The 9,814-nt window shown below is 53.6% G+C and carries 18 protein-coding genes; 2 read left to right on the plus strand and 16 right to left on the minus strand.

Annotated elements, in window-relative coordinates; genetic code table 11:
- Positions 1-27: 27 nt before the first annotated feature.
- The 9 genes from QP908_RS11310 to QP908_RS11350 form a co-directional block, all read right to left on the minus strand.
- Positions 28-279 carry a DUF7446 family protein gene (locus tag QP908_RS11310; RefSeq protein WP_284772315.1) on the minus strand — a complete coding sequence of 84 codons (252 nt, stop codon included), beginning with the start codon at positions 277-279 and terminating at the stop codon, positions 28-30.
- On the minus strand, positions 272-553 hold the full coding sequence (locus QP908_RS11315) for a hypothetical protein (RefSeq protein ID WP_239275141.1): 282 nt from the start codon (positions 551-553) through the stop codon (positions 272-274). The genes QP908_RS11310 and QP908_RS11315 overlap by 8 nt, the downstream gene beginning before the upstream one ends.
- A gap of 72 nt (positions 554-625) precedes the next feature.
- Positions 626-937, minus strand: a complete 312-nt coding sequence (locus QP908_RS11320) for a hypothetical protein (protein ID WP_239275143.1) — start codon at positions 935-937, stop codon at positions 626-628.
- Positions 937-1,299, minus strand: a complete 363-nt coding sequence (locus QP908_RS11325; RefSeq protein ID WP_239275145.1) for a hypothetical protein — start codon at positions 1,297-1,299, stop codon at positions 937-939. Before QP908_RS11325 ends, QP908_RS11320 begins: the two co-directional genes overlap by 1 nt.
- Positions 1,287-1,421, minus strand: coding sequence for a hypothetical protein (locus tag QP908_RS11330; protein ID WP_284772316.1), 135 nt, complete (start codon positions 1,419-1,421; stop codon positions 1,287-1,289). Before QP908_RS11330 ends, QP908_RS11325 begins: the two co-directional genes overlap by 13 nt.
- Positions 1,422-1,464: 43 nt before the next feature.
- The gene (locus QP908_RS11335) at positions 1,465-2,226 is read right to left on the minus strand and encodes a hypothetical protein (protein WP_284772317.1); all 762 of its coding nucleotides are present in this window, start codon (positions 2,224-2,226) and stop codon (positions 1,465-1,467) included.
- Positions 2,227-2,312: 86 nt separating this feature from the next.
- Positions 2,313-2,684, minus strand: a complete 372-nt coding sequence (locus tag QP908_RS11340; protein WP_284772318.1) for a putative PDDEXK endonuclease — start codon at positions 2,682-2,684, stop codon at positions 2,313-2,315.
- 1,148 nt (positions 2,685-3,832) lie between these two features.
- Entirely contained in the window at positions 3,833-3,970 is a 138-nt protein-coding gene (locus QP908_RS11345; protein WP_239270155.1) for a hypothetical protein, read from the minus strand.
- Positions 3,970-4,395, minus strand: coding sequence for a dUTP diphosphatase (locus tag QP908_RS11350; protein ID WP_239270154.1), 426 nt, complete (start codon positions 4,393-4,395; stop codon positions 3,970-3,972). The genes QP908_RS11345 and QP908_RS11350 overlap by 1 nt, the downstream gene beginning before the upstream one ends.
- Positions 4,396-4,486: 91 nt before the next feature.
- Between QP908_RS11350 and QP908_RS11355 the strand changes: the two genes are divergently transcribed.
- On the plus strand, positions 4,487-5,188 hold the full coding sequence (locus QP908_RS11355) for a DUF3800 domain-containing protein (protein ID WP_284772319.1): 702 nt from the start codon (positions 4,487-4,489) through the stop codon (positions 5,186-5,188).
- Positions 5,189-5,341: 153 nt separating this feature from the next.
- Here QP908_RS11355 and QP908_RS11360 read toward each other — a convergent pair whose 3' ends face one another.
- The 7 genes from QP908_RS11360 to QP908_RS11860 all read right to left on the minus strand — a co-directional run bounded on the left by QP908_RS11360 (position 5,342) and on the right by QP908_RS11860 (position 9,013).
- Positions 5,342-5,548: a hypothetical protein gene (locus QP908_RS11360; protein WP_284772320.1), complete on the minus strand. Its 207-nt coding sequence runs from the start codon at positions 5,546-5,548 to the stop codon at positions 5,342-5,344.
- Entirely contained in the window at positions 5,548-6,033 is a 486-nt protein-coding gene (locus QP908_RS11365; RefSeq protein WP_239270152.1) for a single-stranded DNA-binding protein, read from the minus strand. The genes QP908_RS11360 and QP908_RS11365 overlap by 1 nt, the downstream gene beginning before the upstream one ends.
- Positions 6,033-6,839 carry a hypothetical protein gene (locus QP908_RS11370; protein WP_239270151.1) on the minus strand — a complete coding sequence of 269 codons (807 nt, stop codon included), beginning with the start codon at positions 6,837-6,839 and terminating at the stop codon, positions 6,033-6,035. The genes QP908_RS11365 and QP908_RS11370 overlap by 1 nt, the downstream gene beginning before the upstream one ends.
- Positions 6,840-6,841: 2 nt before the next feature.
- Positions 6,842-7,027: a hypothetical protein gene (locus QP908_RS11375; RefSeq protein WP_239270150.1), complete on the minus strand. Its 186-nt coding sequence runs from the start codon at positions 7,025-7,027 to the stop codon at positions 6,842-6,844.
- 193 nt (positions 7,028-7,220) lie between these two features.
- A complete protein-coding gene (locus tag QP908_RS11380) occupies positions 7,221-8,132 on the minus strand; it encodes a YqaJ viral recombinase family protein (RefSeq protein ID WP_239270149.1) in 912 nt (303 codons plus the stop codon).
- Entirely contained in the window at positions 8,119-8,361 is a 243-nt protein-coding gene (locus QP908_RS11385; RefSeq protein ID WP_239270148.1) for a hypothetical protein, read from the minus strand. The genes QP908_RS11380 and QP908_RS11385 overlap by 14 nt, the downstream gene beginning before the upstream one ends.
- A gap of 475 nt (positions 8,362-8,836) precedes the next feature.
- Positions 8,837-9,013 (minus strand): excisionase family DNA-binding protein, encoded by a 177-nt coding sequence (locus tag QP908_RS11860; RefSeq protein ID WP_349819955.1) that lies wholly within the window; start codon positions 9,011-9,013, stop codon positions 8,837-8,839.
- 343 nt (positions 9,014-9,356) lie between these two features.
- On the opposite strand from QP908_RS11860, the gene QP908_RS11390 reads away from it, so the two are divergent.
- Positions 9,357-9,814 (plus strand): hypothetical protein (locus tag QP908_RS11390; protein WP_284772321.1); only part of this gene is annotated, 458 nt, incomplete at its 3' end.

Consider the following 9,814-nt stretch of genomic DNA (forward strand, 5'->3'; position numbering starts at 1 on the left):
TCAAAATGGTAATAAGAAGGCCGCTGCTTAACCCCTAAGCAGCTTAACTACGTGTCCACGATTTGCGGGCAACCCCAGAACGGTGATGGTGTAGGTGGTGCCGTCGGCGTATTCGGCTATGAATTGGCCGTTGTGTTTTTGGGTGATGTAGTCGGCGACGGCGGCGATGGCTCCGTCTTTGTGGTCCTCTTTGGAGGTGAATGCGGTGCCAGTCTTATTGAGCTCGCCTATGTGGATTGCGTCGGTGAATAGGGCGTTTTGGATTCCGTATTTACTCATTCATTTTCCATTCGATGAAGTTGAGGTAGCTATTCCAGTCGGGGCGTTCGCGGGCGAGCAGGGCTCTTTCTTCCAGCGTTAATTCGGCACGTATGTGGAGGTCTAGTTCTACATCCTGAATTAGCTGCGCCCGGGTTCTGATGTTGAGTTCCTCCCAGTGCTCCGTTACCCACCTGGTGGTGCGTCGAAGGAGGAGGGATTGGCTTTCTCGGCAGTGGCGTAGTGCGCTGATGATGATGTGTTGGTCTTGCGGCAGCAGGATTGGGTCGTTCATGGTTTTCCTGATGTTGTAGGCTGGTGGGTACGCACACCGCGTCCGCTCAAGATTTTGATGACGCGGTTTTCTTTATTCCGCTTGCTCTTGCTCGTAGGCGTTGATTGCTTCCTTGGTGAATTTCGCCGCCAATTCCGGGGTGGTTCTGCTGACATCTAGTATGTAGTCACGCTTGGCATCATCCTCGAAGTCGTGGACATTTACGGAGATGAGGCCTGGTTTGCATTCGAATGCTGTGGCGAATATCGAGTAGCGGCCTTGGCAGTCATACACGACGGCAGATATGAGTTTGTATTCCTTATTGGAGTGTAAAAATAGCGCTTTGCAGCCCAGTAGTTTGAAGAACTTTTCGACGGTTGCGGCTGCGGTTTCTTTTGGGGTCATTATTCTCCCTCCTGGAGTACGTATCGGCGGCCAGTCGGGGTGAAGGAGTCGGGGTACACAGCGCCCACAAGCCCGTTTCTGATGATGCTGATACACCCCGATGTGGTTTTCCAGAGCATGATGGTGTCGGAGCCGTCCTCGTGCTCCGCTTCTGCAAGAAAGTGCTTATCAGTGTCCCATTCGATTTCGGCCATGGTGGGGCGTGGTTTCGGCGGGAGGGCTTTGAGGATGTGGTTGTTGTAGGCGCGCATCATGTCTGCTTGTTCTTTGTCCTCTGCTTGGGTGACTGCGAAGTCTGCGAGGCCGAAAAGTGAGGCGTACGCTTTGAGGATTTCTTGGCGGGTGGGGTTTAGTTGTCCCATAGTTGGTCGTCTTTCTGCATGTCGTGTAGTTGTTCGTACCAGCGTTCTTGGCTGTCGAAATTGTTTTCTAATTCTCCTTCGTCTGGTTCGTTCGTGTCATCGAACGGGAATGGTTTAGCCATTGGTTAGTCCTTCCAGGTGATGGTGATGTGGGCGCCGGCGGGATTAGATTTCTTCCCAGCTAATTTCTGGGTGGGGAGTTAACTCATCGATGACATAGTCAGGTGGCGTTAGCTTGTGATGGGCGTTGCGGTCGTGCTTTCGATGGCACGAGGTGCAGCGGGGTGAGTACCTGTCTTGGTCGGTGGAATACGCCATGATGAAGGTGTTTTCAACGAGGTCCCAGTGCTCATTTGGGCAACCTCCGTTGTATGACCATTCGTTAGCTTGATTTCCACAGTCGACACATTTGTACTGCGATGCCCTGCCCCGGTCATAAAAAATGCGCTTATGCATTCCGTCATAGCTTGGTACTTCCATTCGCTTGCGACCTACACCGCGTCCTGGGCCTTGGGCTAGTGGGTTACCGTATTTTTTGGCCCGGTATTCGTGGTAGTAGCAGTAGCCGTTTGCATGGTAGGGGCGTTCGCATCCCTCTACTTCGCAGTCGCGTTTTACCTGCTTGTAGTCGCTCTTGCCAAGCGGGTCGCCATACTTTCGCCAACGCACCCAGTGTGCTGCGCACCAGCCGCGTCCTTTGGCGGGCTTTTCACATCCTTCGATTGAGCACTGCTGTGGTTTGGCGCATTGGTTGCAGAGAACTTTTCTCCCGTGGTTTTCGGGGAGTTTGGTTTTGCATTTTTTGCAATGGCGGTATGGGGTTCCGGTTTTATGGATGCGGTTGTAGTGGATTGAGCAATATTCGCTTGATGTTGAACGGGCCTGTCGGTTGCATTCTTGAATCGTGCAGAGGGTACGCTCATTCATAGCCCTCACGCTCCTTACTAGCGTTGTTTGGGTTAGGCCTCTGGTGAGCGTTGGCGCGCTCCCAGGGGCCGTTCTTATTCTTCCAATTATAGCACATCACCTGGGCTTTTAAGTAGTTTTATGAGGTCTTCGATTTCCATAATTGCCCACTGTTTTCCGGGGTCTGTTGTTCCTCTTCGCTTGGCGATGACTACGCCGACGTGTGCGTTGTCGTTGTCGGCTTCTTGGTGGGCTTCTTTGGTCCATTGGGGGAGGTTGAGTTTGCCGCCGTAGTCCTTGCATTCGATGGTGATTCGGCGGTTGTGTGAGTCGCGGACGTTGGCGATGTCGCCGCAGTCCTTAGCCCCGGTTTTGACTCGGCGGTCTATGCGGTCGTCGAGGTTGTCTCGAAGGTGGTCGGCTATGAGGCGTTCGAATCGTGCGCCTGCTTGTTTGGCGGTGTTTCTGTTTCTGCTCAAAATGGTGGCTCTTTTCGTTTCTGGCGGGTTTGGGTGTTGTTTTGGGGTGATTGCCCGTCGGTGGCGTGTTTGTCGCTCTGTGGGGCTTCTGGGCGGGTTTTGGGCTTGTTTCGGGCTTGTGGTCGCAGTGCCATGCTTCGCCGTCCTTGGATCGCATGCCGTTGTGGTCGCAGAGGTCGCAGGCGTCGATGGCGGCGCGGCGTTGCTTCTTCTCCTCGGCTTCGGCTTGGGCGCGTTGCTTCTTGGCGTCGGCGCATCCCCAGCACGCCTCTCGGCTGGGGTTGCCGTCTGGGTGCTTTTGGCAGACTCCGTTTACGGCGAGGGGCCGGGCGGCGTGAGCCGCGGCCAACTCGTCGAGACTTTCAGGGGTGGGGTTCGATGCTTCCGATTCCGAGCCGTCGTCAGCGCCTGTCTGGTTTCCCCTTCTCCCCCGAACCCCCTTAACCCCATCCGACGTTTCCCCCCTTTGCGAGCGTCTAGAAAAGGTTGTGGTTGTGGTTGCGGTTGTAGGGCTAGGGTCAACGCTAGGGTCAACCGAGGGGTCAATGGCACCCTTAGGTTCACCCCTAACGCTAGGGTCAATGGAAGGGTGAACCGAGGGGTCACTGGAGGGGTCACTGGAGGGGTCAACCTTAGGGTCAACGGCACCCTCACCCTTAGGGTCAACGCTAGGGTCAATGGAAGGGTGAACCGAGGGGTCAATTGCGCGTTTTTTCAACAGCCGCGACGCCTCATCCGACTCCCAACCCTTAAACTCCGGATGCTCCTCATGCAGCCGCCGAAGCTCCCACACGACCACACCCTTAATCGTCCGCGACCCCACAGCCGCAAACTCACGCGCCATCGTCGTCGCCAAATTCCTCTGCTTCATCAAACCGTCATGCCGCACGAAAGTCCGCACCAGAAACTCGTCAGTATCTTCATCAATCACGATGAAAAGACCGTCCACGAGCTCACAGGCCGCAGACTCCACAACCGGGCGGGACCACGACGAGCACAGGCCAGAAAGGCGGCCCGCGTGCCAGGTCCCCACCCCGGCGCGGTTCATGGTTGGGTGCGAGATGAGCACAAAGTAAAGCAGCTGCGCGTTATTGCTTAAATCCAGGAATGAGTCATCATTCCAGATAGAAAGCTTAATCTGGGCAAAGTCACGCATCTTTTTTCACCTCCTTTTCTATGGATTCAAATAGGCGTATGAGCGCGTCGAGGAAGTCAGGCCGGGCGCAGTACAGGTCGCGGGTTTCGAGGTAGGCGCGCATGTCCTCACGCTGCTGGTGGGTGGGCATTAGTTGCTGCTTCCGATTCCGTTGGTGCCGCGTTCGGTGTGTGGCAGTTCGCGTACTTCTGCAATGTCGTTGGTGGCGATGGGGATGATGACGAGTTGTGCGATGTAGTCGCCGGCAGTGATGTGTTGGGTGGTGTCGCCAGTGTTGTGGAGACTGATTTTGATGGAACCGGTGAAACCACTATCAATAATGCCGGTACCATTGGATAGAACAAGTTTTCGTTTAATTCCGGTGCTGGAACGCACAAAAATCATGCCCACATGCCCCCGCGGCACAGCAACCTTTACACCAGTATCCCCCACCCTGTGAGCACCCACCGGAACACTCACGTCATGCTTCAACGCCAGGTCAATACCAGCATCATCCTTATACGCCTGACGCGGATGAGCCGCACCATCATCAAGAGAATAAAAAAGCAATTTCAAAAGTCCTTAAGGAAAATAGAAAGGGCTTCTACAAGGCGCAAAAAGTTGCAGGTATCCTTGCAGAAGCCCCAAATGAAAGATTGAATGTTCAGTGTTATATTCCTACGTTGACGAATCAGCCTCCCAGAATGATGACTACTACCTACTGTCTGCGCTCATACTTGATGAAAAAGGTAAATCTCAGCTAGAAAAAGGCTTGTCAGATTTGCTAGCCGCAGAGACTGAACAAGGTCATCTCTGGGGAATTGAAGAGTTGCATGGCTACGAAATAATGCAACAGAAGGGCGACTGGTCGCACGTGCCCTTTCGTCTAAGCATCAATATTTACAATCGGGCGCTTAGCATCATCAACGATTCTGCCTCTGCGCTGTTTGTAGAATGCATCAACCGGCGCAAACAGGAAAAGCGGTACGTCCGCCCGTTTGACCCCCGAGATTTAGCGATTAGCTTCACTCTCGAGCGGGTTAATGAGTTCTGCACCGGGAACGCGGAAAATTCCCATGTTCTACTAGATGACCACTACACAGCGGAAGAATCCAGAAAGAACTTCATGAAATACCGAACCGATGGAACATTCGGCTACAAACCATCCAAACTTGACCGAGTAACATCTTTCGATTTCTACGATTCCAAAACTAGGTGGGGCTTACAGGCAGCTGATTTATGCACTTACATAGCCAACAGAGTCATTTCTAAACCGTCTACAAATCCCAAGGCTGTACGCCTCCAGAATGATATGTGGAATCGAATCAGAACGATAAGAGAAGCTGGACAAATTAGAATTTGGCCTTAAGATGCACGAAAGCCGCCGTCAAAGAATGACAGCGGCTCAAGGCGATGTGGTGTTGTATACCCATACAATCACTACATGGAACATGATATAAGCATCTCAGCTAGATAGCAATAATTTAACCCCTGTGGACTATGGAGGTCCTGACTGGCGGGGTTAAGTGGTTGGGTCTACAAGGACGATTGATGTCGCGTTGAGGGCAAATCGTCCGTCTCTAGTGGCGCCATGCACCACATCGCCGACACGAGCAGCAAAAGTGACACGGTCAGCAATCTTCTCCGGGTCAAACGCGGCCGGGAAAAGAACTACTCTCCTGCCCTTGTACTGGGGAAGGTCGGCGGCTTGAATCTTGACGTAGCCCATCAAAATGGTGGTGCCTGGTCTTGCTGCCCTGCTTGCGCCGGCGGCTGAGACCACGCCCCACTAGCCGCGGTTTGCCCCTGCTGGACGGCAGTATCCCACGATTGCTGCGCCTGGCTCGGCTGCTGCTGCGGCGCGGCAGGAAGCTGGTAAAAACGCATAGCACTGAACTCAACCTTGCTGCGCTTTTCACCATCCTTCGTCTCCCACGAACGCGTCACAAGCTTGCCAGTCACCGCAACCTGGTCGCCCTTTTTCAAATCAGCAGCCATTTGCGCCCACGGCGTAGGATTCTGCTTATTGCCTTGCTCGTTCCAGATGGTGACGTCCAGGTACATGCTGCGAGTCTTAACCCACTGATTCTGACTCTCGTCATAACGATTATCCGAATTCGCCAACGTGAAATTCGCAACCGCAGCGCCCTGCGGCGTGTATCGTAACTCCGCATCCCGCGGCAAGCCTCCGGTGAGAGTGATGACATCAATCATTAATTCTTCTCCCCCTGCAGCTCATTCCAACGCCGGCGCCCAAGGTCAATGACCTCTTCGGGAACATCACCGTCATTGCGGATTTCCTGCATGAAACTCGTGACCTCATCAGCAGTAGTGAGCTCAGCCAAAGCCTGCTTGACGTCCTCCACAAACTGGTCCGACTGCCCATCTTGCTGCGACTCCCTCACCGCCGGCACAGGAGCAGCCAACGCCTGCGCAGCAACATCCTGACGAGAGGCGCTCATATTCACCGGTTCCAACTCCAGGTCCTCTGCAGCGTACTTAATGCCCAGAAGAACGTTAGGGGCAAGGCGGCGAGACACTTCCGAAGCAGCCTTGGCGTACAACATGGCCTGCGGGTCAGTCTGATATTTCTTATTAGAGGTATAGTTAGCCTTCTTAGCGCGGTCGATAGTCCACGTGGAAGACTCCTGCTCCCCGCTCGGCGCCACGCCACGCACCGTTACAGACTCATCACTGGACTCCACGGTCTCGAACTTATAGCCCTTGCCCTTAAGCAAAGCCACCATAGTTCGAGCGTAAATAGCTGGCTGCCCATGAATGACGAATACTTGCTGCAGTGCCTGCTGAGGCTTCAATCCAAGCTCAGCACCATAGAGGATGGCGGCGGCGCCATCATCAGGCTTACCGCGAAAAGTCTGCGGCACCATCTGGGTATTGCACAACACCGTCGCCAGCTTATGCGCGGCATCCATAGCCTCAGCTTGGCGCATGAGACCGCTGAGCCCATTATCGCTGAGCTCAGGCATAGAAGCGTTGACAGTATCAAGTTGATTATTCACTGTTAGATGTTCCTTTCGTCGTCGAATCGGTCGAGGGTGATTTCTGTGAGTGTGAGGGCGGTTTCCTCATCATGGCCGCGGACGGTGAAGTACTCTGTGAGGTAATGCGCCTGGTCTGCAAAAGCAGTCAACGCCGCATAGTTTTCCTCCATCGAAGTGCGTGCGACCTCGAGTCGACGCCGCGGCATATCACTCGGAATAGGATTCATAGGTTCGCTCGCTCTCTGTCTATCTGCTGCTCAATCTGGAGGCATAAATCCCGCAATTCTGGTGAAAGGTCACTGTGGTCCCTCACCCAATCCATGACCTCTATTTCGAGGCGGGCATACGCAATTTTGCGGGCCTGCCTACTGGGATATTCAGGCTCATACATCAGTCGCATCACTCTTTTACCCTCGTAAGTATCAGCCGCGTCGCACCACGACGCTTCTTCGTCGCATACTCGCGGTACAAGTCAGGATGAGTCTTCTTAAACTTGGTCGAATCGAACGCCATACTGTCAGCAGCTGTAGAAACACTGACTTTAAAGCCACCATGCTGACCGGCGTAGTCTCGCCCAACCTTGGCCAAAATCTCTGTGCGATATTGTTCCTTCAACTCCGCCCAGGATTTAGCTTTAGCGTCCGCATCCGCATACTGAGCAACCAAGTCCTCGAGCTCGTCCACATCGTCCAAACTGGATAGTTCAACCATCCACTCCGGAGTCTGCCCATCAAGCCACGCAAACCACTCGGCAGCGGTCTGGCGCATGGTCTCTACCGTTTCGGGGTCGTATTCAATCACTCGAGTCTCGCACTCGAATGGGGTGAACTGGCCGTCTTCCTCCCGGTAGTACTCAACGAGCAGGACACACGCTTCAGCACCTGCGTGCCACATGTTCGCCTGCACCTGCAGGTAATACTGGTCAGGGCACCAATCATGGAACATTCCGCCCGTAAACTCGTGATTCGCGGTCTTAATCTCACCAATCACTGCCCCGTCCTCACTGAACAAATCCGGGGTGCCACACAAGCGCTCATCAGCCTCGTTGATGATGATGGTCTGAGGGTCCTCGTTGTAGTTCAAGCGGCTATCAATATCCGCAAACAGCGGGGCCAACTTCAGTTCACGGGCCTTCCCCCACTCCGTATACTGATTACCACCCCAACGCTCCCCCGATTCCTTCTGCCTACGTAACTCTTGCCAATTCCTAGCGGTATGAATCAGGTGCAGCGATGCCAACTCCGTCGACGTTAAATGCTGGCGTCGATACTTAAACCACTCATCATCATCCTTCGTCTTAAAAAGCTTCATTTCTTCCTCCTTCTCCTACGCCAAAGCACACGCCGCGCCACAGGCGCATGCCACGAACAAAACCGAAAACCAACGCCCAAACCATCAATCTCCCCACCTGGGACATGACAGCCCTCAAATAAACAAGGGCCGGGCAAATCAAACACCCGACCCAAAAAATTCCAAGCATCATACTCAGACAAAAAAGAAATAAGACGCCCATCAAACTCCACCCAAAACCGACCACCATGCTCAACAGGCTCAATCCCCTCCGAACCATGGCCTACATCCATACAGGCGGCACCGAAATAACCCAATGGAAAACAAACCCAGCAACACCACCCAACGCCCCAGTCGCCCAACACAACCGAAAACGCTTAGCAGCCGCATCCTTCCAATAATGCAACTCACGCAACTCCCGCGTACCCCGCGCCGGCACCTTACTTGTGTTCCGGGTGCACATTACGAACCCTCCTGTCATACGACTCAACCAACGAAGCAATCACATGCGCCTGCTGCGCACTATCCTTAATCTGACGACGAATCTTCTCCGGAACACGCGCATACCGATACAAAGCGATATACCGGCCCTCAATATCCTTCAAAGTCCGAACCGCATGGTCATGACTAATCTCAAACACTACGGTCTTACCTCCACATCATCGTGAAAACATTGAACTGACGACGCCGACGCCGCCCACAACAAAAAATCTGCCTCAAAAACCTCACAAAGCATCTCCTCTCAAAAACTCATCGCACCACTCAGGTTTCAACCGATAACGCCGACCAACCTTCACCGAACGAAGCTCCCCACGCTGCAAATGCACATACAACGTCTCCGGATGCACGCTCATATAGTCAGCCGCCTCTTTAGCAGTCAGCCACGATGTGCTAGTATTCATATCGTCCTTTCAGAGGTGAGAAGATTGAAGAGGGAAAGCCCGGATAAACACCGCCAGGCTTTCCCTCTTTTCACGTAAAAATAAAGGAGCTGCAGGACAGCAGAGCGCAGCAGCGGCAAGTGCTCAACCACCAAAAGCCTGGGATGCTGCCCTTAAGACGGTCAGTGTCCAACCCGCCGTTGACAACCCCTAGTGCGCAGCCAGGGAGTTGCACCCTGGTAGCTTTTGAAAATCACACAATCACTAACCCACCGGTAGTAGGTAAAAATGAAAGTGAAACATGTACTACTCTGCGCTCAACAACGCCTCCAAAACCGTCGGAGACGCTCGATAGAATAAAAGAATGACCGCTTTCGAAATCACCTCCACAGTCATCGCCGTAATCTCCGCCATAATCGCAATCTGGCAGGCAACAGAAGCAACCAAATCACGCAAATCAGCAGAGGCTGCACAAGCCGAAGCCGCAGAAAGCTCCGACCGAGCCGCCCGCAGCGCCGAAAAGGCCGCAGAAGAACAACGAAAAATCGCCGAAGCACAAGCAACAATCTCCGCATACACGCAGAAACTCGCCGCAGCAAACCGACGAAACGTCACCCTGCGCCACGAGAGCAAACAGCTCTACGTCATCGCCAACGAAACCGGCGAAACCATCACCAACGTCAGCATCAACGCAACCAGAGACGACCAAGCAGCCCACATGCACGCCGAACCCGCCACCACGCTCCTGAGGTTACCCTCGTTTAGTGGACACCCGATTAGTGCGGATCTTGTGTCCGTAGGAGAGGATGTTCATTGTGAGTT

It is taken from the genome of Corynebacterium sp. MSK204 (genome assembly GCF_030229885.1).
Classification (GTDB): Bacteria; Actinomycetota; Actinomycetes; order Mycobacteriales; family Mycobacteriaceae; genus Corynebacterium.

What these genes read in the sequence shown, in the direction of transcription:
- QP908_RS11310 (WP_284772315.1), bottom strand. Translation starts at nt 279, where the DNA reads ATGAGTAAATACGGAATCCAAAACGCCCTATTCACCGACGCAATCCAC.
- QP908_RS11315 (WP_239275141.1), bottom strand. Translation starts at nt 553, where the DNA reads ATGAACGACCCAATCCTGCTGCCGCAAGACCAACACATCATCATCAGC.
- QP908_RS11320 (WP_239275143.1), bottom strand. Translation starts at nt 937, where the DNA reads ATGACCCCAAAAGAAACCGCAGCCGCAACCGTCGAAAAGTTCTTCAAA.
- QP908_RS11325 (WP_239275145.1), bottom strand. Translation starts at nt 1,299, where the DNA reads ATGGGACAACTAAACCCCACCCGCCAAGAAATCCTCAAAGCGTACGCC.
- QP908_RS11330 (WP_284772316.1), bottom strand. Translation starts at nt 1,421, where the DNA reads ATGGCTAAACCATTCCCGTTCGATGACACGAACGAACCAGACGAAGGA.
- QP908_RS11335 (WP_284772317.1), bottom strand. Translation starts at nt 2,226, where the DNA reads ATGAATGAGCGTACCCTCTGCACGATTCAAGAATGCAACCGACAGGCC.
- QP908_RS11345 (WP_239270155.1), bottom strand. Translation starts at nt 3,970, where the DNA reads ATGCCCACCCACCAGCAGCGTGAGGACATGCGCGCCTACCTCGAAACC.
- QP908_RS11360 (WP_284772320.1), bottom strand. Translation starts at nt 5,548, where the DNA reads ATGGGCTACGTCAAGATTCAAGCCGCCGACCTTCCCCAGTACAAGGGC.
- QP908_RS11365 (WP_239270152.1), bottom strand. Translation starts at nt 6,033, where the DNA reads ATGATTGATGTCATCACTCTCACCGGAGGCTTGCCGCGGGATGCGGAG.
- QP908_RS11375 (WP_239270150.1), bottom strand. Translation starts at nt 7,027, where the DNA reads ATGCCGCGGCGTCGACTCGAGGTCGCACGCACTTCGATGGAGGAAAAC.
- QP908_RS11380 (WP_239270149.1), bottom strand. Translation starts at nt 8,132, where the DNA reads ATGAAGCTTTTTAAGACGAAGGATGATGATGAGTGGTTTAAGTATCGA.
- QP908_RS11385 (WP_239270148.1), bottom strand. Translation starts at nt 8,361, where the DNA reads ATGGTGGTCGGTTTTGGGTGGAGTTTGATGGGCGTCTTATTTCTTTTT.
- QP908_RS11860 (WP_349819955.1), bottom strand. Translation starts at nt 9,013, where the DNA reads ATGAATACTAGCACATCGTGGCTGACTGCTAAAGAGGCGGCTGACTAT.